General features: G+C 71.8%; 20 protein-coding genes, 4 tRNA genes and 1 other RNA gene. 11 read left to right on the top strand and 14 right to left on the bottom strand.

Annotated elements, in window-relative coordinates; all coding sequences use genetic code 11:
- Nucleotides 1-26 precede the first annotated feature (26 nt).
- Complete coding sequence (locus ACWGKT_RS32360) at nt 27-473, top strand: cupin domain-containing protein (protein WP_453276459.1); 447 nt, start codon at nt 27-29, stop codon at nt 471-473.
- Between the two features lie 6 nt (nt 474-479).
- On the opposite strand, the gene ACWGKT_RS32355 is transcribed toward ACWGKT_RS32360, so the two are convergent.
- Together ACWGKT_RS32355 and ACWGKT_RS32350 are read right to left on the bottom strand one after the other, a co-directional pair.
- Nucleotides 480-1196 (bottom strand): PaaI family thioesterase, encoded by a 717-nt coding sequence (locus tag ACWGKT_RS32355; RefSeq protein WP_453276458.1) that lies wholly within the window; start codon nt 1194-1196, stop codon nt 480-482.
- A 76-nt stretch (nt 1197-1272) separates the two neighbouring features.
- A complete protein-coding gene (locus ACWGKT_RS32350) occupies nt 1273-1536 on the bottom strand; it encodes a hypothetical protein (RefSeq protein WP_356154043.1) in 264 nt (87 codons plus the stop codon).
- A 314-nt stretch (nt 1537-1850) separates the two neighbouring features.
- On the opposite strand from ACWGKT_RS32350, the gene ACWGKT_RS32345 reads away from it, so the two are divergent.
- Nucleotides 1851-2084, top strand: coding sequence for a hypothetical protein (locus ACWGKT_RS32345; protein ID WP_356154046.1), 234 nt, complete (start codon nt 1851-1853; stop codon nt 2082-2084).
- Between the two features lie 353 nt (nt 2085-2437).
- Here the strand turns inward: ACWGKT_RS32345 and ACWGKT_RS32340 are convergent, their stop codons facing one another.
- Both ACWGKT_RS32340 and ACWGKT_RS32335 read right to left on the bottom strand, forming a co-directional pair.
- Nucleotides 2438-3673, bottom strand: coding sequence for an SWIM zinc finger family protein (locus tag ACWGKT_RS32340; protein ID WP_453276457.1), 1236 nt, complete (start codon nt 3671-3673; stop codon nt 2438-2440).
- Entirely contained in the window at nt 3670-6477 is a 2808-nt protein-coding gene (locus ACWGKT_RS32335) for a DEAD/DEAH box helicase (protein WP_453276456.1), read from the bottom strand. Before ACWGKT_RS32335 ends, ACWGKT_RS32340 begins: the two co-directional genes overlap by 4 nt.
- 264 nt (nt 6478-6741) lie before the next feature.
- Between ACWGKT_RS32335 and ACWGKT_RS32330 the strand changes: the two genes are divergently transcribed.
- The 3 genes from ACWGKT_RS32330 to ACWGKT_RS32320 are packed head-to-tail and all read left to right on the top strand — an operon-like array spanning nt 6742 to nt 7770.
- A complete protein-coding gene (locus ACWGKT_RS32330; RefSeq protein ID WP_453276455.1) occupies nt 6742-7053 on the top strand; it encodes a hypothetical protein in 312 nt (103 codons plus the stop codon).
- 58 nt (nt 7054-7111) lie between these two features.
- Nucleotides 7112-7372: a hypothetical protein gene (locus tag ACWGKT_RS32325; protein WP_453276473.1), complete on the top strand. Its 261-nt coding sequence runs from the start codon at nt 7112-7114 to the stop codon at nt 7370-7372.
- Nucleotides 7369-7770, top strand: coding sequence for a DNA-binding protein (locus ACWGKT_RS32320; RefSeq protein WP_453276454.1), 402 nt, complete (start codon nt 7369-7371; stop codon nt 7768-7770). The genes ACWGKT_RS32325 and ACWGKT_RS32320 overlap by 4 nt, the downstream gene beginning before the upstream one ends.
- Nucleotides 7771-8181: 411 nt before the next feature.
- Here ACWGKT_RS32320 and ACWGKT_RS32315 read toward each other — a convergent pair whose 3' ends face one another.
- Both ACWGKT_RS32315 and ACWGKT_RS32310 read right to left on the bottom strand, forming a co-directional pair.
- Nucleotides 8182-9291 carry a PP2C family protein-serine/threonine phosphatase gene (locus ACWGKT_RS32315; protein ID WP_453276453.1) on the bottom strand — a complete coding sequence of 370 codons (1110 nt, stop codon included), beginning with the start codon at nt 9289-9291 and terminating at the stop codon, nt 8182-8184.
- 390 nt (nt 9292-9681) lie between these two features.
- A tRNA-Ser gene (locus tag ACWGKT_RS32310) sits at nt 9682-9769 on the bottom strand.
- Nucleotides 9770-9841: 72 nt separating this feature from the next.
- Between ACWGKT_RS32310 and ffs the strand changes: the two genes are divergently transcribed.
- From ffs to ACWGKT_RS32280, 6 genes are all read left to right on the top strand, one after another.
- Nucleotides 9842-9940, top strand: an RNA gene (gene ffs, locus ACWGKT_RS32305) — signal recognition particle sRNA small type.
- Nucleotides 9941-10003: 63 nt separating this feature from the next.
- Nucleotides 10004-12400: a DNA polymerase III subunit gamma and tau gene (locus tag ACWGKT_RS32300; RefSeq protein ID WP_453276452.1), complete on the top strand. Its 2397-nt coding sequence runs from the start codon at nt 10004-10006 to the stop codon at nt 12398-12400.
- A 90-nt stretch (nt 12401-12490) separates the two neighbouring features.
- The gene (purD, locus tag ACWGKT_RS32295; protein WP_453276451.1) at nt 12491-13744 is read left to right on the top strand and encodes a phosphoribosylamine--glycine ligase; all 1254 of its coding nucleotides are present in this window, start codon (nt 12491-12493) and stop codon (nt 13742-13744) included.
- A gap of 261 nt (nt 13745-14005) precedes the next feature.
- Nucleotides 14006-16405, top strand: a complete 2400-nt coding sequence (locus ACWGKT_RS32290) for a hypothetical protein (protein ID WP_453276450.1) — start codon at nt 14006-14008, stop codon at nt 16403-16405.
- Between the two features lie 265 nt (nt 16406-16670).
- The gene (locus ACWGKT_RS32285) at nt 16671-18164 is read left to right on the top strand and encodes a N,N-dimethylformamidase beta subunit family domain-containing protein (protein WP_235457586.1); all 1494 of its coding nucleotides are present in this window, start codon (nt 16671-16673) and stop codon (nt 18162-18164) included.
- 68 nt (nt 18165-18232) lie between these two features.
- Nucleotides 18233-19132: a phosphoribosylaminoimidazolesuccinocarboxamide synthase gene (locus tag ACWGKT_RS32280; protein WP_453276449.1), complete on the top strand. Its 900-nt coding sequence runs from the start codon at nt 18233-18235 to the stop codon at nt 19130-19132.
- 104 nt (nt 19133-19236) lie between these two features.
- Here the strand turns inward: ACWGKT_RS32280 and ACWGKT_RS32275 are convergent.
- The 8 genes from ACWGKT_RS32275 to ACWGKT_RS32240 form a co-directional block, all read right to left on the bottom strand.
- Nucleotides 19237-19312, bottom strand: a tRNA-Gly gene (locus ACWGKT_RS32275).
- 23 nt (nt 19313-19335) lie between these two features.
- A complete protein-coding gene (locus tag ACWGKT_RS32270) occupies nt 19336-19950 on the bottom strand; it encodes a response regulator transcription factor (protein WP_356154075.1) in 615 nt (204 codons plus the stop codon).
- A complete protein-coding gene (locus ACWGKT_RS32265) occupies nt 19947-21188 on the bottom strand; it encodes a sensor histidine kinase (protein WP_453276472.1) in 1242 nt (413 codons plus the stop codon). The genes ACWGKT_RS32270 and ACWGKT_RS32265 overlap by 4 nt, the downstream gene beginning before the upstream one ends.
- A gap of 14 nt (nt 21189-21202) precedes the next feature.
- The gene (locus tag ACWGKT_RS32260) at nt 21203-21988 is read right to left on the bottom strand and encodes an ABC transporter permease (RefSeq protein ID WP_453276448.1); all 786 of its coding nucleotides are present in this window, start codon (nt 21986-21988) and stop codon (nt 21203-21205) included.
- The gene (locus ACWGKT_RS32255) at nt 21985-22923 is read right to left on the bottom strand and encodes an ABC transporter ATP-binding protein (RefSeq protein WP_453276447.1); all 939 of its coding nucleotides are present in this window, start codon (nt 22921-22923) and stop codon (nt 21985-21987) included. The genes ACWGKT_RS32260 and ACWGKT_RS32255 overlap by 4 nt, the downstream gene beginning before the upstream one ends.
- Before the next feature lie 119 nt (nt 22924-23042).
- Nucleotides 23043-23118: transfer RNA gene (locus ACWGKT_RS32250), tRNA-Gly, on the bottom strand.
- Between the two features lie 84 nt (nt 23119-23202).
- Nucleotides 23203-23274, bottom strand: a tRNA-Gly gene (locus tag ACWGKT_RS32245).
- Between the two features lie 180 nt (nt 23275-23454).
- Nucleotides 23455-23772, bottom strand: coding sequence for a histone-like nucleoid-structuring protein Lsr2 (locus ACWGKT_RS32240; RefSeq protein ID WP_235457578.1), 318 nt, complete (start codon nt 23770-23772; stop codon nt 23455-23457).
- Nucleotides 23773-23963 lie beyond the last annotated feature (191 nt).

The following is a 23963-nucleotide window of genomic DNA, read 5'->3' as shown; positions in this document are numbered from 1 at the left end:
TTCGGCCCGTCCCTGGAGGCCTCACCATGTCGAGGAACGAGTCGGCGGCAGGCAGCGCCGAGAGCGGACCGCGCTCGGAAGCGTGGAAGAACGCGCTCACCGTGCTCCAGTCGGCGAAACCGCCGTTCGTGCCGGAGGGGGTGGAGGCGATGACGGCTCTCGTCGAGTTCCCGCCCGGCGACCCCGGCACCCCGCCGCACCGGCACTCGGGCCCCGCCTTCGGCTACGTCCTGGAGGGCGAGATGCTCTTCGAGCTGGAAGGCGAGCCCGAGCGGGTGATCAAGGCCGGGGAGGCGTTCTGGGAGCCCGGCGGTGATGTCATCCACTACCAGGACGGAAACAACCGTACGGACTCCTGGAGCCGCTTCGTCGTCACCATGCTGTGCGAGCCGGGCCGGCCCATGCTCACGCTCGTCGACGACGAGGAACTGGCCCGGCGCCGGCACCTGAGAGCGCCCCGCCCGGGCACCTGACCGGCCCTATCGGGGGTCCACCCACAGCGCCGAGGCGAAGGCGCACAGGTCGCCGCCCGCCGTGGCCAGGGCGACCCCCACCCGGTGCTTGCGCCCCTCCTGCGAGAGGACCCACGCGAACGAGACCAGCGGCGAGGAAACCGGCACCGGCCGCAGCAGCCGTGCCGTCATCGAGGCCGTCACCGCCCCTTCGCGCAGCCCTCCCACCAGCCGACCGGCCGCGTTCCCGGGGCAGTCGAGCGCTCCCCACACCAGCTCCGGCCGCAGCATTCCCTCCGCGTCGGCGAGCGCGGGCCCGGGCGTCCACGCGGCGGCCACCAGATCCCGCCCCGGCACGATCCCGCAGTGCTGGCGCAGCCCGGTGTCGGGCGTGCGGTCGAGCCCGCACCCGAAGCAGTCCACGGTTCCCTCCGGCGGAGCCGCGCGGTACGCCTCGGCCGCGGCCGCCCCCTCGTCCCAGGAGGGCGGTTCGGGGACGTCGAGGTCCAGTTCGTCGGGCGTGGCCAGCGCGAGCACCCCGTCCGCACCCGTCAGCACGGCCCCGCCGTCGGCGGTCTGCGCGAGCCCCACGGGTACCTCCACCGGGGTCGGCCGCCGGAAGTCCACCCGTACGGTCTTGGCCGCCGCCCGCCCGGCGAGCACACCGGCTATGTAGCCGCCGAAGGCCACCCCGGGATACCCCCGCAGAAGGTCGGGCACCGTGATCTTCTCGATGTCGGTCATGCCGCCCACTCCACCACACCGAGAAGTGAACCGAGACATACACCGGTGGGCCGGCGGAGGTCGGCGGCGTGCCTGCCTACGACCGGCTGAGCCGGCCGGGCAGCCGCGCCCACTTTTCAAGGCAGAAGCCGCATATCAGGATGCAGATGCCCGTCAATCCCGCGATGTTGCGGACCATGTCGTCGTGCCGATGGGCGGCGAGAAGCTCGATCGACAACCCGAGCCCCATCAGGATGACGCCGAGCCCCCAGATCCGGGGAGACTCGACTCGGCCCCTGAACCGAGGGAGCAGCCGGCCACGGAGGACTGCCGCTCCGCCCGGTATCAGCGTGATCGTCAAGGCAGCTCCGAGAGCGGCCCACCCGTAAGCGCCCATGACGAACGCCCTCCTCGGAAGATCGTCGACGCGGCTCCGTGCCGCGCGAGCGGATCATGCCACGATCCTCGGTGCGGCCGCGGCTCCTCGTTGGATCGGGCACGACTGGGGCGGCATATGACTCACGAGGTCTAGGCTGACGCTCCCCATCAGAGGGGCGGGGAGGGGCAACGGTGTCACGGTTGACGCGCGCCTGGCGGCGGTCGGCGCAGAGGCGGGCGCAGGGTGCCGACTGGGTCCTGGGTGGAACGGGCCCTCCGAGCCCATCGCTCCTGTGGATGGTGCGGTATCCGGCAATCTCCATACCGGTATGCACCCTGTTCGGGTTTCTGGTCGCGTGGCACTTTTTCGGTGAGATCGGCCTGCCGGTCCTGTACTCCACCCTGGCCGCGCTGGCGATCAACGTCGTGGGTCACCTGATCCAGCGTGAGCGGATGCAGTACTACGGCTATCTACCGCAGGCATCCGCAGACACCGAGTCCGCACCGGACGACTTGGACGGGCGTTCCTGACTGGCCTGCCGCACGAGCCGGCTCAGTGGGAGGCGATGACTGCCGAGATCATCATCGGTCCGATGATCAGCAGGCAGGTTCGCTCCATGGAGAGCAGGGAGCGAAGGGCGGAGAGGCCGCGGGGTACGTGGCGGCGCCTCCTCGACGGGCCTCTTTCCAGGTCCGCACGCTCCGCAGGTCGTGCAGGTCGATGGTGCGCTGGCCGGTCCAGGTTCGCGCGGTCAGGAACCGCGAAGCCGGGCTGCGCTGGGAATCCGCCTGAGACGGAAACCGAGACGGGCAAACGCCAGAGGGCCGGACCACATTCTGCCCGGCTTCTGCTCGTGGTTCCTGGTCAGCGGGGAGTCGCCTCCTTACTCCCCGTTCTGCGACCAGGCCGCGGTGAGCGCGGTGACCGGGTCACTGTCGGCTGGTGCCGCGGGCCACCATTCGCCGTCGTCGTCCTGGAGGTAGGGGTACCAGCGGGCGTCGGGCCCCAGACGCAGCTGGATGCCGTGGTGGGTGAGGGTGAGGCGGTTGCGCCAGGTTCTGAGGTGTGTGGGGGAGTCGGTCATCTCGGCGAGGGCCGCGTCCAGGGCGATGCGGGTGGCCTTCATCACCGTCGGGTCGGGGGCGTAGGGCTGTTCGGCGACGGTGATGCCCGTGGGGCCGCCGTGGCGCCAGGCGCGGGTGAGGCGTGCGAAGGCAGTGGGTTTGGTGCCGGTGTTCTGGATCAGGTGGTGGATCCACTGGGGTCCTGGGTTGCTTGCGGCGATGCGGACGGCGTCCTGGTGCTGGGTCAGGTGCAGGTCGGCGGTGTCGCCCGTGAGGAGCCGGGCGGCGCGCGCCGTGGCGTCGGCCATGAGGCGTTCCAGGTCCTCGGCGGCCAGGCCGGTGCCGGATGGCGGGGCGACGGGCAGTGCTGTGGTGTGGGCAGCGGGTCCCGGGAGTTCGGGCAGTTCGGGGGGCTCTTCGGCCCAGTGGGCGTACGCAGCGGCGGCCGGGACGCCGGCCGGTGCCGGTGGGCCGGCCGTCTCCTGTGCTGCCGTTCGGCGTGCGCGCAGCTGGGCGAAGACCTCCTCGCGACCGCGGCCGCGCAGCGCGAAGAGCACGAACGGGTCGGTGTCGATGGTGGCGGCGATGGCGTAGCAGAGCGCGGCGGCGTGCTTGCAGGGGTATCCCCAGTCGGGGCAGGAGCACTCCGGATCGAGCTCGGTGGGCAGTGGCAGCAGTGGGACGCCCGCGTGCCGGGCGTCGTCCACGAGTTCGGCGGGCATCTCGTCGTCGAGAAGAGCTGCGAGATGTCCGGCGCGGGCCGCGATCGTGTCGAGCAGGGTGTCCCACTGGGGGTCGGTGAGGACGGGCAGGTGGACTGAGGAGCGGTACGGGCGCGGGCGGCTGCCCTGGACAGCGGCATTGACCTTGCCCGGAGCGACAGTTACCGGGCCGACCATGCCTTTGCGGGCGTAGGTGCGTCCGCGCGAGAGCCGTCCGGCGTCCAGGGTGGAGTCCTCCAGGGCGGCCACCCATGCCTGGCCCCACCAGGTCGCGGCGAAGGCTCGCTTGCCGCGGGCGGGCGCACGGCGCGGGCCGGGGACGGCGGGGGTCACGACTGCCTTCCCAGGGCGACGAGTTCGGCGAGGTCGGCGTCGGACAGTTCGGTCAGGGCTGCCTCGCCGGAGCCGACGACGGCGTCGGCGAGGGCGCGCTTGGCTTCGAGCAGCTTCGCCACCTTGTCCTCCACGGTTCCCTCCGCGAGGAGCCTGTGTACCTGGACGGGTTTGTCCTGGCCGATGCGGTAGGCGCGGTCGGTGGCCTGGTCCTCGACGGCCGGGTTCCACCAGCGGTCGTAGTGCACGACGTGAGTGGCGCGGGTGAGATTGAGTCCGGTGCCCGCCGCCTTCAACGACAGCAGGAACACCGGCACTTCACCGCGCTCGAAGCGGTCCACCATCTCCTCGCGCCGCGCGACGGGGGTGGCACCGTGCAGGAAGAGAGTGGGGACGCCGCGCTCGGCGAGATGCTTCTCCAACAGAGCCGCCATCTGCTTGTACTGCGTGAAGACCAGCACGGATTCGCCTTCGGCGATGATGGTGTCGAGAAGTTCGTCGAGCAGGTCGAGCTTGCCGGAGCGGCCCCGCAGGGGAGTGGACTGGCGCAGGCTGTGCTCTTTCAAATACTGGGCGGGGTGGTTGCAGATCTGCTTCAGCGCGGTGAGCAGCTTGAGTACCAGACCGCGTCGGGCGATGCCCTCCGACTCCGCGATCTTCGCCATGGTCTCGCGGACCTGTGCCTCGTACAGGCTGGTCTGCTCGGCCGTCAGCGGGACGACGTGGTCGGTCTCGGTCTTGGGCGGCAGTTCGGGCGCGATGCCGGGGTCGGACTTCTTGCGGCGCAACAGGAAGGGACGTACGAGACGGGACAGGCGCTCGGCTGCCTCGGGATCCTCGCCCGCCTCGATGGCGCGGGCATGCCGGTCGCGGAAGGCGGTGAGTGAGCCGAGGACCCCGGGGGTGGTCCAGTCGAGCAGTGCCCACAGCTCGGAGAGGTTGTTCTCCACGGGGGTGCCGGTGAGAGCGACGCGGGCGCGGGCGGGCAGGGCACGCAGTTCGCGGGCGGTGACGGCGTAGGGGTTCTTGATGTGTTGGGCCTCGTCGGCGGCTACCAGCGACCAGGCTGTCTCGGCAAGCACTTCGCGGTCGCGGCGCAGCACCCCGTAGGTGACCAGGACGATCTCGTCGCCGGCCAGGTCCTTGAGGTGGCGGTCGCCGCCGTGGTAGCGGCGTACGGGGGTGAGCGGTGCGAATCTGGCCGCCTCGCGCTGCCAGTTGCCGAGCAGGGAGGCCGGGCAGACGACAAGGGTGGGGCCCGCGGTGGTGGGGTCGCTCTGGCGGTGCAGGTGCAGAGCGAGCAAGGTGATGGTCTTGCCCAGGCCCATGTCGTCGGCGAGACAGCCGCCGAGGCCGAGTGCGCACATCTCGGCCAGCCAGGCCAGGCCCCGCTTCTGGTACTCGCGCAACGTGGCCTTGAGGGCGGCGGGCTGGGGCACGGGGGTGCGGGCTTCGGGATCGCGGATGCGGGCGACCAGGTCGCCGAGCGCACCGACCGCCGTACAGGGGACCCGGCCACCGTCCCGCTCGGCCTCGCCGGTCAGCGCGGCGCTCAATGCCTCCATGGGGGTGAGCGGTTCCATCCGGCGGCGCTTGGCGCGGGCCACCAGCTTCGGGTCGGCGACCACCCACTGGTCGCGAAGCCGGACGAGGGGACGGCGTGACTCTGCGAGAGCATCCATCTCGGCCTCGGTGAGTGGCTCGCCGCCAAGGGAGACCTGCCAGCGGAAGTCGAGGAGGGCCTCGGCGTTCAGCAGGCCGCCCGCGGTGGAACCGGGGGCGGTGCGCTGCCCGATCTCCGCGGTCGCGGTGAGCGCCTTGACCAGGTGGCGCGGCCAGTGCACGTCGAGACCGGCCGCGCGCAGCGCGTTCGTGGCGTCCCCAAGGAGATCGAAGGCTTCGTCGTCGGTCAATCGGAGCTGATCGGGAGCGGCATCGTCGAGCAGCCTCCGCAGCGGGGGCCAGGCGCGGGCGCCGCGGCGCAGGCCGAGAAGGGTCTCGGTCTCGGCGCGTGGGCCGAGCAGCCGCTCCACTTCCGTCGGCTCGCTCCAGAGTCGTGCGGCCTCGACGACGAGCGCCGGATCCGCCGCGGTGTGCAGTTGCAGGACGGCCCGGAACTGCCGTCGGCGTCCTTCGGGTACGTCGACGCGCAGGGAGACACCGACCTCGGCGGTGAGTGCCGCCTGGTTTTCCTCGGCCCATTCACGCAAGGTGGGCACGGCGCGGGCCTCGCGCCAGGCATACGGCAGCGCTCCCATGGCGAGCGGCGCGGCGGGCGTACGGACCAGATCATCGGCGACCGCGTCGCAGAACTGGCGTACCAGCGCAGCCGGTTCGGCGATCCGTACCGGAGCAGGGCCAGGCTCGGGCAGGCAGTGGGCGTGTGGCGGGAAGGCGGCGGCCAGGGCGTCCAGCGTCTGGCGCTGGGCGGCGGTGATCGGACCCACCTGCCAGGTGTCGTAGCCGGCGGGGGTGAGGGCCGGGTGGAGGCGGCCGTCGGCGAGCAGCCGCAGCGCGAAGCGAGTGGCGGCCTGCCAGGCGGCGCCGGAGGGATGCGTCGGCTCCGCACTGGCCAGGGCGGAGACAGCGACGGCGACAGGCAGCGCGTAACCCTCGACCCTGCGCCGCCTGACCGAGCGGCCGTGCGGCAGGACGAGCTCCACCACCTCGGTCTCAAGGCCGGCGGGCGCCATACTGTCTCCGGCAACTGCCCCGGTCGGCTTCCACAGCAGCAGCCGCCCAAGGCGGGCGGGCTCACCGGGCAGGAACACCGCCGCCCAGCCGGCGCCGAGCAGCTCCCTCACTAAGGCGGATGTTTCCTGCCGGGCCAGCGGCGGTGCGCTCCTCGCGCCCGTACTCGGCTCTCGTACGACGACTCGTGCCACTTTCTTCCGCCCTGTCGCTTGCCGGACCCTCCCCTGGGCCGCTCACTACCGAACCCCACCAGGCAACGTCACACGCTGGCAACCACGGGCCTTGCCTTGACTGCCGGCGACGGCGCCACGACGGATACGCCGCTGCTGAACACACCGGTCCCCAACCGTACGGTGCGGCGCTAGGGTGCGGCCATGAGCACCTGGGACCCAGCCGCGCTGGAGGCGTTGGTCGAAGAGGCCACCGTCGACGCCTCCGGCGAGGATGAGCAGCTCACCGGCTTTTTCACGATGATCGAGGAGAGCCTTGCCGTGCCGTTCACCACGACTGTTCTCGGCGTCGAGGTGAGCGTGGTCGGTGTCGATCTGTCCGAGGACGGGCGCGTGGTCGCACGCTGCGCACGGGGATCGGTCCGACAGGACGTCGGAATTCTGGACCTGCCGCTGCCGGAACCGGCCCCCGAGGGCTGGCAATGGATCGAGGCATACCGCTACTGGGCCCGCTGAACTGGCGCGTCGTACAACTGCCCAGCTGGGCCCCCGCTCGAACGGGCAGTCGCCCCGACTGCCGCCGGCTCGGACCAACTGCGGGGAACAGACAGCGCGACTCCCCACCGAGCAGGTGGCGGAGCTGAAGAAGATCACGGACAACATCTCCGGCTACGTGGCCGAAGCGGTCGCCAGACAGATCCGGCACCAGCTCCTGGGGGCCGACCTGCGCAGCCACACAGACGAGCACGGGGCCTTCAGTGAGGAAGAGCTGGCCGAGGCGCGGGCGCGGATCTTCGGTACGACGTCGGCCGCCGGCGGCGCGAGCGGCGCGTGAGCGGGCACATCGAGACCGTCGTCCTGGACAGCGGGGGGCTGTCGGCCTGGGTGGCGCAGGACCGGAAGGTTCTGGCGATGTTCCAGGTGTTCCACGACATGGGAGCGGACCTTGGCGTCAACGCCAACACCATCGTGGAGGTGAGCCACGCCGAGGTGGACCTGCCTCGACTGCAATGGGCGCTCTCCCGGCTCAAGGTGGAGCCGATCACGGAGGCGGCGGCCAAGGCGGCGGCACAACTGCTCAAGGGCGCCGGTCTGCACGGACACAAGTACGCGATCGACGCCACCGTCGCGGAAGCGGCCTTGCGTCAGCCTGGCCCGGTCGCCATCCTCACGTCGGATGTCGATGACATGACCCGGCTGTGCGGCGGCAAGGTCCGGATGATCGGGCTATGACCGCGACATCGTCCGGGGACCATGGACAGATCCGCGTGGATCCGCCGAGACCAGAGCCGCCGCAGGCCAAACCGTGATGGGTGAATAAGGCATCGAGGGGTGCGGGGGCATGACTGCGTTCGGTGTCAAAGCTCCTCAGGGTCTGCGCCGGTCGCCCTGTAGGACGTGAGCGTGCGCCCTTCCGGCTTGAGGATGTGTCCTAAATGTCGCCTGTAAATGCAACCGGAACTGCAACCAGGGCATGCCGAAGAGCCGGACTGCAATGAGCGGTCCGGCACTTCGTTTCGCCTGTTCAGGCGGCTGCGGAGGATACGGGATTCGAACTCGTGAGGGGTTGCCCCCAACACGCTTTCCAAGTCGATGAATGAGTCGGCGGGGTACAAACGGGCCGGCGAACGGAGCGGGCTGGATTCACAGGCGCATGATGACCAGGGCGGTGTCGTCGGTGGCGTCGCCTGATGGAAGCAGGTCGTTGAGCACGGCGTCGGCGAGGGCTTCGGGGTCGTCTGCCTGGTGGTGGGCCAGGGAGTCGGCGAGCCGGGCGAGGCCGGTGTCGATGTCTTGGCCGCGGCGTTCGATCAGGCCGTCGGTGTAGAGCGCGAGAACGGCGCCCTCGCGGAAGGTCGTGACAGCCTGGATCCGGGGGGCGTGCTGAGGGCGGGCGGCCAGGGGCGGGTCGGTGGCCTGGTTCAGGAACTCGACGATCTTGTCCCTCTGCAGGAGCGCGGGTGGTGGGTGGCCGGCGCTGCTGTAGGTGATGGTGCGGCTCTTCCAGTCAATGAAAGCCGTGGCCACGGTGGTGTTCTCGGCGCCGTCGACGGTGCGGGCGTACAGCCCGAGGACTTCCAGGGCGCGGGCGGGTCCTTCGGCGACGAGGGAGGCGGCCGTGAGGGCGCTGCGCAGTTGTCCCATGACGCCGGCCGCGGGCAGGCCGTGGCCGACGACGTCGCCGACTGCGACGGCGATGCGGTCGCCGGGCAGGTCGACCAGGTCGTACCAGTCGCCGGCTACATTCAGTGCTTCGGCGGCGGGCCGGTAGCGTACGGCCGCCTGATGCCGGCCGACCGGGCGCAAGGCGGGCAGCATAGATTCCTGCAAGGCCAGGGCCACTTCACGGGCGCGGATGAGTTCGGTGACGTCCTCCGCCCGGTGCAGCAGCAGCGCCACCCGCCCATCCGGTCCGAACACAGGAATGTTGGTCATGTTGAAGTACTGCTCGTGCCACACTCCGGGCTGATCGGGGTCCTCCCTCTCGTAGCGTTGCAACGCTACGACGCTGCGCTCACCGGTGTCGGCCGCCTGGCGCAGTGACGCCAGAACTCTCAGCAGGAGCGGCTCGGCGGGGGCTTTTTCGGGGTGGTCCTCAGGCACGAAGTGACCGATCACTTGTTCGCGTGGAAGGCCCCGCAGGCGCAAGAACTCCGCGTTGGCGTCCGCGTAGATCAGTTGCGGGGTTATTAGCGCCACCGCCCCGGGAAGAGCCTGGAACACCGCCGCGTAGTCGATCGCCGGTACCTTCATGACTTCCCTGCCTTGCCCGCAGCTCTGTCTCTTTTCACGATACGAGCGGGGAGTCGCAGCTCGCCTCGTGATGTTGTAGGCCCGAGGGCGGCTACACACGAACGGTGATCGATTGGCGTGCCCGGAGACCTCGCCGGGGCGTGCGCCGCGGTCTGAGCGCCGAACCACATTCACGTCTGGAAGCGGCTTCTCCGGGACACGGGCGTACGGCACGGATGCGCGCCCGGTACATGCATGTGACGGGAACCATGCTCCGCAAGGTCGCCCAGCAAGTCGGGGATGCGCTCTGGGCGCCGCTCGGCGCGGAAGAAAAGACCAACTGAGACGGACAACGTCGAAGGGCCCCACTGTGAACAGCGGGGCCCTTCGACAACGTGCCCGGTGAGGCACTGGCGGAGGATACGAGATTCGAACTCGTGAGGGGTTGCCCCCAACACGCTTTCCAAGCGTGCGCCCTAGGCCTCTAGGCGAATCCTCCGCCGGAAACATTACATGACCGAGAGGAGTGCTCGCGAACTCGTTCCGGCCCGCTGACATCAGGTACTCTTTGCGGAGCCCCTCACGCGGCGCTATCTGACTGAACTCCCCCAGGGCCGGAAGGCAGCAAGGGTAGGTTGGCTCTGGCGGGTGCGTGGGGGGCGCTTGCGTTGGCGGGGGCGTTGACCGTCCTGGGGCGAGGACGTTGTCAGTGGGCGCCTATAACCTCGTAGGCGTGTCGTCTCTCGCGCTGTACCGCCGCTATCGCCCGGAGTCCTTCGCCGAGGTCATCGGGCAGGAGCATGTCACGGACCCGCTGCAGCAGGCGCTGCGGAACAACCGGGTCAATCACGCGTACCTGTTCAGCGGTCCGCGCGGATGCGGCAAGACGACCAGCGCGCGAATCCTGGCCCGCTGCCTGAACTGTGAGCAAGGTCCCACGCCCACCCCCTGCGGTGAGTGCCAGTCCTGCCAGGACCTCGCCCGCAACGGGCCGGGTTCCATCGACGTCATCGAGATCGACGCCGCTTCGCACGGTGGCGTGGACGACGCCCGTGAGCTGCGGGAAAAGGCCTTCTTCGGACCCGCGAGCAGCCGGTACAAGATCTACATCATCGACGAGGCCCACATGGTCACGTCGGCCGGCTTCAACGCGCTGCTCAAGGTCGTCGAGGAGCCGCCGGAGCACCTCAAGTTCATCTTCGCCACCACCGAGCCCGAGAAGGTCATCGGCACCATCCGGTCGCGGACGCACCACTACCCCTTCCGGCTCGTGCCGCCCGGGACCCTGCGGGACTACCTGGGCGAGGTGTGCCAGAAGGAGAAGATCCCCGTCGAGGACGGGGTGCTGCCGCTGGTGGTGCGGGCGGGCGCGGGATCCGTGCGTGACTCCATGTCCGTCATGGACCAGCTGCTCGCCGGCGCCGCTGCCGACGGTGTGACGTATGCCATGGCCACCTCCCTGCTCGGGTACACCGACGGCTCGCTGCTGGACTCCGTCGTCGAGGCGTTCGCCACCGGAGACGGCGCCGCGGCCTTCGAGGTCGTGGACCGCGTCATCGAGGGCGGCAACGATCCGCGCCGCTTCGTCGCCGACCTGCTGGAGCGGCTGCGGGACCTCGTCATCCTCGCCGCCGTGCCCGACGCCGTCGAGAAGGGGCTCTTCGACGCCCCGGCCGACGTGCTGGAGCGGATGCGCGCCCAGGCCGGGACGTTCGGCGCGGCCGAGCTCAGCCGTGCCGCCGACCTCGTCAACGAGGGCCTGACCGAGATGCGCGGCGCCACCTCGCCCCGCCTCCAGCTCGAACTCATCTGCGCGCGCGTGCTGCTGCCCGCGGCCTACGGCGACGAGCGCTCCGTCATGGCCCGCCTCGACCGCCTTGAGCGCGGCGTCAACTTCTCCGGCGGCGGCGCGGCACCGGCGATGGGGTACGTCCCCGGGCCCGAGGCCCACCCGGGCGGCATGCCGTCCGGCGGTGCGCCCGTTCCGCCGAGCAGCGGCCCCGCGGCGGCCAGGGCGGCCGCGCGGGCGGGCGCTCCGTCCGGCGGGCCGATGGGGGCCGCTCCGGGCAGTGGTGCGAGTGGCGGTGCGGGCAGTGCCGGCCCGGCGGGCGGCCCGTCGGTTACGGCTCCGGCGGCGTCCGGCGTGCCCACCGGCGCGGCTCCGGGCACGGGGCCGGGTGTCGGCGCGGGAGCCGGAGCGGCGGCCGGTCCCGGTGGCGGCGAACCGGCCGTCGCCGCCCAGTCCACCGCTCCGGCTCCCGGGCCCGAGGCTCCGGCCGCCGCGCAGGCTCCCGCCGCGGGGGCGCCCGGCGCCTGGCCCACCGCCGCGCCCGCGGGTGGTGGCCGACGGCCCGGTGGCTGGCCCACCGCGGCTCCGGCGGGCGGCGGACAGCCTCCTCAGCCGCAGGCCGCTCCGGCGACTCCGGCGACTCCGGCGACCGCGACGCCTCCGGCCGCCGCCGCGGCCCCGGCGCCCACCGCGCCCCAGCCGACCCCGGCCCCGGTCCCGGCCGCGCCTGTCCCGGGCGGCCTCGACCCCCGCATGCTCTGGCCGAACATCCTGGAAGCGGTCAAGAACCGGCGCCGCTTCACCTGGATCCTGCTCAGCCAGAACGCCCAGGTCGTCGGCTTCGACGGCACCACCCTCCAGCTCGGCTTCGTCAACGCCGGCGCCCGCGACAACTTCGCGAGCAGCGGCAGCGAGGACGTGCTCCGGCAGTCGCTGTCCGAGCAGTTCAACGTGCAGTGGCGGATCGAGGCCGTCGTCGACCCGTCGGGCGGCTCGGCACCCCCGCCGACCGGCGGCTCCTCCGGCTACGGAGGCGGCGGTGGCGGTGGCTACGGCGGCGGTTACGGCGCCCCCGCCCCGTCCGGCGCCGCGTCGGCCCCGCGTCCTGCCGCCGCCTCGCACCCGGGCCCCGCGGCTCCCCAGGCCCAGCCTCCGGCTCCGGCGTCCGCCCCGGCCCCGGCACCCCAGCCGTCGGCCGCGCCCGAGCCGCCCCCGGTCGCTCCCGAGGACGACATCCCCGAGGACGACGACCCCGACCTCGACGAGTCGGCGCTCTCCGGCCACGACCTCATCGTGCGGGAGCTCGGCGCGACGGTGATGGAGGAGTTCTCGAACGAGTAGGCGAGCCGGGTGGGCGAGCGTCCCCTTGTGGGAACGTACAGGATCCCCGCCCGCCGACTCTCGGCAGGAACGCCGGATAGGCTGACCCCCGTGAAGGTCCTCGTCATCGGCAGCGGCGCCCGCGAACACGCCCTGTGCCACTCCCTGTCCCACGACCCCGACGTCACCGCGCTGCACTGCGCCCCCGGCAATGCCGGCATCGCCGGGGTCGCCGAGCTGCACCAGGTCGACGCCCTGGACGGCGCGGCCGTAGCGGCGCTGGCCACAGAGCTCGGGGCCGACCTCGTGGTCGTCGGCCCGGAGGCTCCCCTGGTCGCCGGAGTCGCCGACGCCGTGCGCGCGGCGGGCATCCCGGCGTTCGGCCCCTCCAAGGAGGCCGCGCGGATCGAGGGGTCCAAGGCCTTCGCCAAAGACGTGATGGCGGGGGCCGGCGTACCGACCGCCCGCTCGTATGTCTGCACGAACGCCGAAGAGGTCGCCGACGCCCTGGACGCGTTCGGCGCTCCCTACGTCGTCAAGGACGACGGTCTCGCCGCGGGCAAGGGCGTCGTCGTCACCTCCGACCTGGCGGCCGCCAAGGAGCACGCGGCGGGCTGCGAGCGGGTCGTCATCGAGGAGTTCCTCGACGGCCCCGAGGTGTCCCTCTTCGCCGTCACCGACGGCGACACCGTCGTCCCGCTCCAGCCGGCGCAGGACTTCAAGCGCGCCCTGGACGGCGACGAGGGCCCGAACACCGGCGGCATGGGCGCGTACTCCCCGCTGCCCTGGGCCGACCCGAAGCTGGTGGACGAGGTCATGGAGACCGTCCTGCAGCCCACCGTCGACGAGATGCGACGCCGCGGCACGCCGTTTTCCGGCCTTCTCTACGCCGGGCTCGCGATCACCAGTCGGGGCGTGCGGGTCATCGAGTTCAACGCCCGTTTCGGCGACCCCGAGACCCAGGTGGTCCTGGCCCGTCTGAAGACCCCGCTGGCGGGCCTGCTGCTCGCCGCCGCGACCGGCCTGCTCGCCGACCTGGAGCCGCTGCGCTGGAGCGAGGACGCCGCGGTCACCGTGGTCGTCGCCTCGCAGAACTATCCCGACACCCCGCGCACCGGCGACCCGATCTCCGGCCTCGACGAGGTGGCCGCCGAGGACGCCCCGCACGCGTACGTCCTGCACGCCGGTACCAGGCAGGAGGGTGACGACGTCGTCAGCGCGGGCGGTCGCGTCCTGTCCGTCACGGCCACCGGCAAGGACCTCTCCGAGGCCCGCGAACGGGCGTACACCGCCGTCGGCCGGATCCGCCTCGACGGCTCCCAGCACCGTACGGACATCGCCGCGAAGGCGGCCGCCGGCGTCTAGTGCCGCCCGGTTTCTGCCCAGGTCAGGCCCCGGAGGAATCCGGGGCCTGATGCTTGCTGTAAGTCATCCACCTCTGACCAAAGCCATTCCATCGAGTGAGCGATGCCCCATCCGGCTGACTGGGGCCGAGGCCCCAACTAGGGTGCGGCGCAAGCGTTCCGGCACTTGGCCCACCGGCATTGCGATGTCACTGGCGGGTGCCACAGTGGGGGAGTGAGCAACGCCAGGACAGCCAGGGCATCAGGGAGGGGGTGACCGGCCGTGACCGTTGTGGGTGTGGAGGTGGGCGCGCAGGCCGCGCGCTCCCGGGCCCTCGCCGTGCTGCGCATCCGCGGCCGGGCGCTGGCCGTCGCCCTGCTGCCCGCGGCCGCGGCCGTGATCCTGCTGGCCGGCGGCTCCACCGGGCATCTCCTCGGCGGAGGCTGGGACACCGCCCGCTGGATCGTGAGCGGGGTCGCGCTGCTGGTGCTGGCCGCCGCCGCGGGCATCGCCCTGGTCGTGGCCCGCGCCCGTCCCGCCGTGAGCCCGACGGTCCCCATCGCGGAGGAGTCCGCACCGGACCTGTACCGCATGGTGCGCGACCTCGCCGACCGCCTGGACGTCCCCGCGCCGTCGGCCATAGCGCTCACCCCGGACTGCGACAGCTGGCTGGAGGACCGTACGCACCCGGCGCACGGCCCGCCCCCGCCCGAGCACCACGACGAACTCTCCGGCCTGGGGCGACGCCCCCGCCGGCGTACGGCCACCGCGCCCGTGCTCGTCATAGGCTCCCCGTTCCTGTGGTGGATGCGGGTCGGCGAGCTGCGCGCGGTCCTGGCCCCGGTCGTAGCCGGTACGGGACCCTCCGCGCACCCGGACATAGCCGCCGCCCGCCGTTTCGTACGGGGGCTGGACGCGGCGGTGGCCGTGACCTCGGCGCCCGGACGCGGCCCGGTCTCGCGCACGGTGCTCGCGGGGGTCGGCTGGGTGGCCCGGCTGTTGCTGCGCGGCTGCCGGGAGCACGCGACCGAGATGGAGCGGGGCGTGGCCGCCGCGGCGGCCGAGCGTGCACAGGCTGTGGATTACGGGCTGCGGATCGTCGCCCAGGAGCAGGTCGGCCTGGCGTACGCCGGCTGGGACCGGCTGCTGACCCGGGTCGCACTCCCCGCCTGGCGGATGGGCCGCTGGCCCTCCCGGCTGGACGCGGGCGTGGTGGCGGCGCTCACCGAACTGTCCCGGCGCGACCGGCTGGCCGAGGGCTTCGCCTCCCGCCTGGGTGAGCGACCCGCGTGCGATCTGCTGGAGGAGCCCGGCGCGGTGGACGAGGCCGCGTCCCTGCTCGCCGCCCGCCTGTTCCACGGCGGCCCCGCCGAGCAGGGCCCGGACTGGTCCCCGGTCGACTGGCAGGAGTACCCGGAGGAGGTCGTCGACCGGAAGTGGCGCACCGACGCGGCCCGCCTCCACCGCGTGCTGGACTCCCTGGCCGCCCGCCCCACCCACACCCCCACCTCCCCCGACCCGACGGCCCCCACCCTCTCCCGAGTCCTCGACCACCTCGCCACCCCCCACGACACCCTCACCACAGACACCACGAGCCTGCCGGGGACGGCAGCGGGGGCGGGCACCAGTGCGTATGCCGAGGAGGAGGCCGACAGGGGGATGAGCACGCGTGGCGAGGAGGCCCGCAGGGGGATGAGCACGCGCGGCGAGGGAGAGTCCGGCGTGCAGACGAGCGCCTTCGGTGCGAAGGAGGCCGACGCCGCGGGCCTGAGCGCGCTCGGCGACGAAGAAGCCAACGCGGAGATGGGCACGCGCGGTGAGCGAGAAGCAGACGGCGACCTCGGCGACCCCTCTCGGGAGGCCGGGCTGCGCGCGGCAGAGGGGGACGACTACACGGCGGAAGGGGCAGGCACCGACCCCGACCGCCCCTCCCGCGCGACCGACACGAGCACGGCCGCCAACCGCAGCTCCTCTTCCGGCCCCGACGCTACCGACGCCGGCCCGGGCGTCCGGGGAGTCGCCGGCGCCACCAACCCCCACCCCGTTCCAGGCCCCGCGGCAGCCGCACCCCACGAGAACGTCGACACCGGGCCGACCCCCGCGAAGCCGGACGGCTACGCCCAGGCCTCCGTAGAGCCCGACGGCTACGACCGGACCCCCGCGAAGCGGGACGGCCACGACCACACCCCCATGGAGCCGGGCGACTACGACGACGAGGCCCTCGCGGAGTCGTACGGCCACGACGACGAGGCGCTCGGGGACATGAAGAACCAGCGCGGTGCCGCGCTCGCCGCTCGGCTCAGTGCGGAGCTGGCCCGGGAGGAGGCCCCGGGGACGGTCGGCGCGGCGCAGGGCGGGGCGGGCGCGTCCAGTCAGGGGCCTGGTACCGCCCTCTGGGACGACTGCACCCTGCCCCTCTTCCCGCTCCAGCCCCCACGCACGGCCCGCGAACTGCTGGCCGACCACGTCACGGCAATGGTCTGTTGCGCCGCAATGGACACGGCCGGCGCGACCCCCGGACTCGACTGGCTCGACGGCCCGTCTCTGCTGATCAACGGCGAGAGAGCCGCCGATCTGAACTCCCGAGTCCTCAGCCTCACCGAGGACGGCGACCCGGCCCCGCTGCGAGCCTGGCTGATCGAGTCAGGGATACGCCCGGAGAAGCCGGTTCGACTCGTCTGACCTCGGTAAACGCCGACGGTAACGGAGGGAGAACTTCCACTTCAGGTCAATTCGCAACGAATAGTGACCGCGCGCGTGCGTTATGTGATGTGCTGGGATCGATCGCGCGCATGGCAAGGGCTTGCGACATACGACAGGAGCACGACAACCGCCCCGGCCGTGCCCATCGACACCGCACGCACGAGACACACGGGACCACACGAACACACGGCACCGCACGAACGTCACTGCACACATCACGGGGGCCCGAGGGAGGGGAGCGACCATGGGATCGGAGCAGATCCGACGCTGGGAGTCGGGAGCACTCGCGCACGCCGTCACGGACCCCTTCGGCCAGGGCCCGGTCCCCTGGCTGCGCGGAAGCGAGACCTACTTCGACGACACGGGCCATGTCGTCCCCTGGTACGTGGATCCGAGCCGGCAGCAGCCCACCGGCGAGAACCCCCGCGTGCCCGCGCCACGCGCCTCCGGCGGCCCCCGCGCCGCCGACGACGTGCACCGCCAGATCAAGGGCTTCACCTCCACCGGCGCGGTCGCGCCCGGCGAGGCCGTCGACTTCCACATCACCGTCGACCCGCCCCAGCAGTTCAGCGTGGACATCTACCGGATCGGCCACTACGGCGGCGACGGCGCCAGCAAGATCACCACCAGCCCCCGCCTCTCCGGCATCGTCCAGCCCGCGCCGCTGGCCGCCGACCGCACCGTCTCCTGCCACCACTGGTGGCTGTCCTGGCGGCTGCAGGTCCCCTCGTACTGGAGCATCGGCGCCTATGTGGCCGTCCTGACCACCGTCGACGGATACCGCTCCCACGTGCCGTTCACGATCCGCGACAACCACCCCGCGGACCTGCTCCTGCTGCTCCCCGACATCACCTGGCAGGCCTACAACCTCTACCCCGAGGACGGCCACACCGGCGCCAGCCTCTACCACGCCTGGGACGACCGGGGCCGCCTGCTCGGCGAGGCCGACGCCGCGACCACGGTCTCCTTCGACCGCCCGTACGCGGGCGCGGGCCTGCCCCTGCACGTCGGCCACGCCTACGACTTCATCCGCTGGGCCGAGCGCTACGGCTACGACCTCGCCTACGCCGACGCCCGCGATCTGCACGCCGGCCGCGTCGACCCGACCCGCTACCGGGGCCTGGTCTTCCCCGGCCACGACGAGTACTGGTCGTCGCAGATGCGCCGCACCGTCGAGCTCGCCCGGGAGAACGGCACCTCGCTGGTCTTCCTCTCCGCCAACACCATGTACTGGCAGGTGGAGCTCGCTCCCGCCCCGTCCGGCGTCCCCGACCGCTTGCTCACCTGCCGCAAACGCAAGGGCCCGGGCAAGCCGGTGCTCTGGCGCGAGATCGACCGCCCCGAACAGCAGTTGGTCGGCATCCAGTACGCGGGCCGCGTCCCCGAGCCGCACCCGCTGGTGGTCCGCAAGGCGGGCCACTGGCTGTGGGAGGCGACCGGCGCGCACGAGGGCGACGAGATCGAGGGCCTGGTGGCCGGCGAGGCCGACCGCTACTTCCCGCGCACCCCGCTGCCCGAGCACGAGGACCGCGTCCTGCTGGCCCACTCCCCCTACACCGACAGCGACGGCGCCCTGCGCCACCAGGAGACCTCGCTCTACCGCGCCCCCTCGGGCGCCCTGGTGTTCGCCTCCGGGACCTTCGCCTGGTCCCCGGCGCTGGACCGCCCGGGGCATGTGGACACCCGGATCCAGCGCGCCACCGCGAACCTGTTGGACCGCATCTGCAAGCGTGACTGACCCCCTGTCGGTGGTCCATGTCCGATACGGGACAATCGAGCCATTGGACAGAACTCCGGGGAGGAACCGTGTCCGGATTCGTAGAAAAGCCCGAGCCGACTCAGGTTCCGGGCCTGGTGCACCTGCACACCGGCAAGGTGCGCGAGCTGTACGAGAACGAGGCGGGCGACCTCGTGATGGTCGCCAGCGACCGCATCTCCGCCTACGACTGGGTCCTGCCCACCGAGATCCCCGACAAGGGCCGTGTCCTCACGCAGCTCTCGCTGTGGTGGTTCGACCGGCTGCGCGACCTGGCGCCCAGCCATGTGATCAGCACCGAGCTGCCCGAGGGCGCCCCCGCCGACTGGGCCGGCCGCACGCTGGTCTGCAAGTCCCTGAAGATGATCCCGGTGGAGTGCGTGGCCCGCGGCTACCTCACCGGCTCGGGCCTCGTCGAGTACAACGAGTCCCGGACCGTGTGCGGCCTCGCCCTGCCCGAGGGCCTGGTGGACGGCTCCGAGCTGCCCGGCCCGATCTTCACCCCGGCCACCAAGGCCGAGGTCGGCGAGCACGACGAGAACGTGTCGTACGAGGAAGTGGCCCGTCAGGTCGGCGCGGAGACCGCCGCCCAGCTGCGCCAGGCCACGCTCGCCGTGTACTCCCGTGCCCGGGACATCGCCCGCGACCGGGGGATCATCCTGGCCGACACCAAGTTCGAGTTCGGCTTCGACGGCGACACCCTGGTCCTGGCCGACGAGGTCCTCACTCCGGACTCCTCCCGCTTCTGGCCGGCCGACCAGTGGCAGCCGGGCCGCGCGCAGCCGTCGTACGACAAGCAGTTCGTGCGCGACTGGCTGACCTCCGCCGAGTCCGGCTGGGACCGGGGGAGCGAGCAGCCCCCGCCCGCGCTGCCCGAGCGCGTGGTCGAGGCGACCCGGGCGAAGTACGTGGAGGCGTACGAGCGTCTGACGGGGTCGAGCTGGGCGTAGCCCGGCCGTGACGCGCGAGCCTCCGGAGAGATCCGGGGGCAACGTGCGAGTCCCGAAGCGCGGGGCAACGCAAAAGCCCCCGGCCGCGGCCGGGGGCTTTTCACTGGAGCGGACGACGAGGCTCGAACTCGCGACCTCAACCTTGGCAAGGTTGCGCTCTACCAACTGAGCTACGTCCGCATTGCGCCGTTGCGCGAGAGCAACTATACCCAACCTCGCTCCCGGGCGAGACGCACTGCCGCGTGCCGGTTGTCCGCCCCGAGTTTCGTGACGGCGGACGAGAGGTAGTTCCGCACGGTTCCCGGTGACAGCGCGGCCCGCTCGGCGATCTCCGCCACCGGCGCCCCGTCGGCTGCCAGCTCCAGGACCTCCGCCTCGCGGGCGGTGAGCGGCGAGTCGCCGGCCGAGATCGCGTCGGCGGCCAACTCCGGGTCGACGTAGCGGTTTCCGGAGTGCACGGTACGGATGATCTCCGCGAGCCGCCGCGCGCTGACCGTCTTGGGGACGAACCCCCGCACACCCGCCGCAAGGGCCCGTTTGAGGTGTCCGGGCCGTCCGTGGCCGGTGACGATCAGCACCTGGCAGCCGGGCAGTTCGGCCCGCAGGGATGTGGCGACCTTCACACCGTCGGCGCCGGGCATCTGGAGATCCAGGACCGCCACGTCGGGCCGGTGCGCCCGCGCCATCGCGAGCGCCTCGGGGCCGGTGGCCGCCTCGGCGACCACGACGAGGTCGTCCTCCAGGGAGAGCAGCGCGGCCAGCGCCCCGCGGATCAGATGCTCGTCGTCGGCGAGCAACAGCCGTACCGGGGAACTCATGAGGCAACTCCGCTCACACTCGTCACGGGCACCTCGGCCACCAGCCGGAACCCGTCCTGTCCGACGGCACCCGCCGTCAGGGTCCCGTCCAGCACGGCCAGTCGCTCCCGCAGCCCCGCGAGTCCGGAACCCCCACCCCCGTCGGGGGCCGCGGACACTCCGTCGTTCTCCACCGTCAGCACCACGCGCCCCTCCAGCACCCGCAGACTCACGGCGCATCGCCCGGCGTCCCCGTGCCGCAGCACGTTGGTGGTGGCCTCCCGGACCACCCAGCCGAGCGCGGACTGCACGTCGGCGGGCAGCCCGTCGGCGGCACCGGTGATCTCGCAGTCGATCCCGGCCGCCGTCAACACGCCTTGCGCGCCGACGAGTTCGACATCGAGGTCGGCCTCCCGATAGCCCCGTACGACATCGCGCACCTCCCGCTGCGACTCCTGTGCGATGCGCTGCACCTCGATCATCTGCTCCACCGCCTCCGGCCGCCCCCGCCGGGCCAGTTGCACGGCCAGCTCGCTCTTGAGGGCGATCACGGACAGGTTCCGCCCCAGGACGTCGTGCAGATCCCGCCCGAACCGCAGCCGCTCCTCGGCGACGGCGAGCCGGGCCTCCATCTCGCGGGCGCGTTCCGCCTCCCAGAGCACGGACAGGGTCCAGGCGCCACAGCGCGCGGCCGTCAGCGCGAAGCCGGTGGCGAAGCAGCACACCACCGTCGTGGCGAGCACACCGAGACCGTCCAGGCGCACGATCGAGAGGGCGCCCACGACCAGCGCCGTGAGGACCGCGGACCGGCGCAGGAACACCGGGACGGACACGGTGAGCGCGTACGGCAGCCCGAACGGCACGAGCACCGCCGCGATCGCCAGCCGGGCCGTGAACGGATCGGTCCCGTCGACCGCGGCGAGCGCCGTGATCAGGGCGAGCGCCAGGCCGAGCAGGACGGCGGCGGCGCGCTGGGAGCGGGGCGGCAGCTCGGCGCGCCCCAGGTAGTGGTCGAGCGCGGGCCGCATCAGCCGGCCCGCGACCGCGCACTGCAGCAGGTCCACGGCGACCAGCAGACCGCCGAGCACCATCGGCACGGGCCGCCGGTCGAGCCCGCTCATGAGCGGCAGCATCAGCCAGCTGAGCGGAAGCACCCAGATGGTGGCGTACCAGCTGACCACGCTCTGCAGCTCGACGCGCTCCGCCTTGCTGCGCTCCCGCCAGTGACGCTGATGCAACCGCCGTATCCGCCCCACGATGTGCTCCCCGATACTCAGCGCCGCGGTTCCCACCGGAACCACCGCCGTACAGCAAACACCGCCACGACGGTCCAGGCCAGCGCGGTCGCGACCGTCATCAGCACCTCCTGCGCGCTCAGCCGGCCGGACCAGCCGGCGCTGACGAGCCGGATCGCCGGGGACAGCGGAAGCAGTTCGCAGACGGAGGCGATCCGGTCGGGCAGGACCTCGGCGGGGATCGCGATGCCGGAGCCCATCATGGACAGGAACACCACCGGGACCGCGGTGACCTGCGAACTCTCGGTGGTCCGGGTGAAGGACGCGGTGAGCGCGGCCAGCGCGGCACTCAGCACGAGTCCCGAGACCAGCCCGAGCAGCATCAGATACGGCGCCTTGGGCACCCCGGCGTGCAGCAGCACCGCGCAGCCCGCGCACAGCAGCAGGGCCTGGGTGAGGCCGAGAACGACGGCGGGCAGGGCCGTGCCGGTGAGGATCTCGGCGTCGGAGAGCTCGCCGGTGCGCAGCCGCTTGAGGACGAGTTCCTCGCGGCGGGCGACGTAGGCGTTGACCAGGGAGGTGTAGACGGCGAAGAGGAAGGAGAAGCCGACCGCGGCCGTCATCATCACCGCGCCGGCGGTCAGCCCCTCCTTCTTCAGGTCCAACTGGTCGATGGCCGGCCGCACGCTGAACGGCAGCGAGAGCGGTACGACGAGTGCGACGAACACGACACCGCGGTTGCGGCCGAGGAGGGTGAGCTCGGCGCGGGTCAGCGCGCGCAGTCGGCGGCCCGCCGGTGCCCAGGTGACGGTGCCCCCGCTCATGCCCCGACCTCCTGCTCCTGTGCGATCCCGAGGAACGCCTCCTCCAGCGAGGCCGAGCGCACCTCCAGCCGGCGCAGCTCGACCCCGGCCCGCTCGGCCCAGGCCAGCACCCGGGTGGCGGTCCGCTGGAGTTCCCGGGTGCGCAGCCGTACGACCCTGCCGTCGAGCTCGTGCCCGCACACCCCCAGTTCGGCGAGCGGCGGCAGGTCGCCGAGGAAGTACCCCGCGGGCAGTTCGAAGGAGATCCGGGACGGTCGGCCCGCGGTCACCTCGGCGGGGGTCCCGGACGTGGCGATGCGCCCCTCGTGCAGGATCGCGAGACGGTCGGCGAGGCCCTCCGCCTCCTCCAGGTAGTGCGTGGTCAGCAGCACGGTGGTGCCCGCGTCGCGCAGCGCCCGTACCAACTCCCAGGTGTCCCGGCGCCCTTCGACGTCGAGCCCGGTCGTCGGCTCGTCCAGGAAGAGCACCTCGGGCTCGCCGAGCAGCGCGAGCGCCAGGTCCAGGCGCCGCCGCTCCCCGCCGGACAGCTGCTTGACCCGCACCTGGCTCTTCCCGCCCAGCCCGACCAGGCCGAGGGCTTCGGCCTCGGGACGGGCGCCGGTGGTGCATCCCGCCCACATCCGGGCGGTCTCCGAAACGGTCAGGTCCGAGGGGAATCCGCCCTCCTGAAGCATCACGCCGGTGCGTGGGCGTACGGCGGCCCGCTCCAGGAACGGGTCGTGGCCGAGGACCCGCACCCGGCCGCCGGACGGAGGCGCGAGCCCCTCCAGCAGTTCGACCGTCGACGTCTTTCCGGCGCCGTTGGTGCCCAGCAGCGCGAAGACCTCCCCGCGGGTCACGGAGAAACCGATGCCGCGCACCGCCTCGAACCCGCCCCCGTAGACACGCCGGAGGTCGGTGACCTCGATCACGTGCTCGTGCTCGTCGATGTTCATGGCTCAAGCGTCCCGGCGCCCCGGGCCGGGCAGCAGTGCGCGCTGTCATCACTCGGCATGACAAATGTCAGACGCGTACGGGAACGAAAAAACCCCGGTCGCGTTGACCGGGGCTTCCCTGGAGCGGACGACGAGGCTCGAACTCGCGACCTCAACCTTGGCAAGGTTGCGCTCTACCAACTGAGCTACGTCCGCACTGCTCCCGATCGGCTCCCACCGATCGGTGCGAGCACCAGCCTACCTGATCCACAAGCGTGCTTGTGGCGGTAGTGGTGCCAGAGCGGGTGACAGGAATTGCACACTGCGCCTTCCCCCTGGAAGGGGGATGTTCTGCTACTGAACTACACCCGCATGTACTCCGTGGGTCTCGGCCCTTCGGCCTCGCCCCTCGGCGTGCTCCAGACATTAGCTGATCAGCAGGGGGGTAGCGCAAGTCGGTTGCCCGCGGCGCCGCCGCCGGCCGCTCGCGGCGGCCAAGTCGGCTGTCCTCAGGGCCCGGTGACGGACCCTGAGGACCACCCCTCGCGGGCGTCACTGTGCCGCGCTGAAAGCCTCGTAGACCTTCTTGGGGATGCGGCCGCGTGCGGGCACGTCCATCTTGTTCGCCTGCGCCCAGGCGCGGACGGCGGCGGGGTCGGGTGCGACCTCCGTCTGGCGGTACGCCTTGCCCGACTTCGCCCGCTTGCGGCCGGCCGCCACGTAGGGCTCCAGGGCCTTGCGCAGTTTCTTGGCATTGGCTTGATTCAGGTCGATCTCGTACGACTTGCCGTCGAGTCCGAAGGCGATCGTTTCCGCCGCTTCCGAGCCGTCGATGTCGTCAAAGAGCGTGACCACGACCTTCTGCGCCACGAATATCGGTCCCTTCGTGCGACACCCCGTCTTGCGATGACGTGCCAAGACGCCACGGCGTTACGGCGGAGATGTCGACTGTCCGCCTGTTATTGGGCAAAGTATCGGCTATTGCCAATTCATTTGTACAGTGCCCGGCATTGCAATGTGAAGCCCGACTAAATCCTTCCGCGTGTCCGGGCGCAATAGGT

The organism is Streptomyces sp. NPDC054794 (genome assembly GCF_053611585.1).
This window is presented reverse-complemented; position numbering and strand designations above follow the sequence as displayed.

Excerpts from the sequence above, each read along its gene's own strand:
- ACWGKT_RS32360 (WP_453276459.1), top strand. The coding sequence starts at position 27 with ATGTCGAGGAACGAGTCGGCGGCAGGCAGCGCCGAGAGCGGACCGCGC.
- ACWGKT_RS32355 (WP_453276458.1), bottom strand. The coding sequence starts at position 1,196 with ATGACCGACATCGAGAAGATCACGGTGCCCGACCTTCTGCGGGGGTAT.
- ACWGKT_RS32345 (WP_356154046.1), top strand. The coding sequence starts at position 1,851 with ATGGTGCGGTATCCGGCAATCTCCATACCGGTATGCACCCTGTTCGGG.
- ACWGKT_RS32330 (WP_453276455.1), top strand. The coding sequence starts at position 6,742 with ATGAGCACCTGGGACCCAGCCGCGCTGGAGGCGTTGGTCGAAGAGGCC.
- ACWGKT_RS32315 (WP_453276453.1), bottom strand. The coding sequence starts at position 9,291 with ATGAAGGTACCGGCGATCGACTACGCGGCGGTGTTCCAGGCTCTTCCC.
- ACWGKT_RS32285 (WP_235457586.1), top strand. The coding sequence starts at position 16,671 with ATGGGATCGGAGCAGATCCGACGCTGGGAGTCGGGAGCACTCGCGCAC.
- ACWGKT_RS32270 (WP_356154075.1), bottom strand. The coding sequence starts at position 19,950 with ATGAGTTCCCCGGTACGGCTGTTGCTCGCCGACGACGAGCATCTGATC.
- ACWGKT_RS32260 (WP_453276448.1), bottom strand. The coding sequence starts at position 21,988 with ATGAGCGGGGGCACCGTCACCTGGGCACCGGCGGGCCGCCGACTGCGC.
- ACWGKT_RS32255 (WP_453276447.1), bottom strand. The coding sequence starts at position 22,923 with ATGAACATCGACGAGCACGAGCACGTGATCGAGGTCACCGACCTCCGG.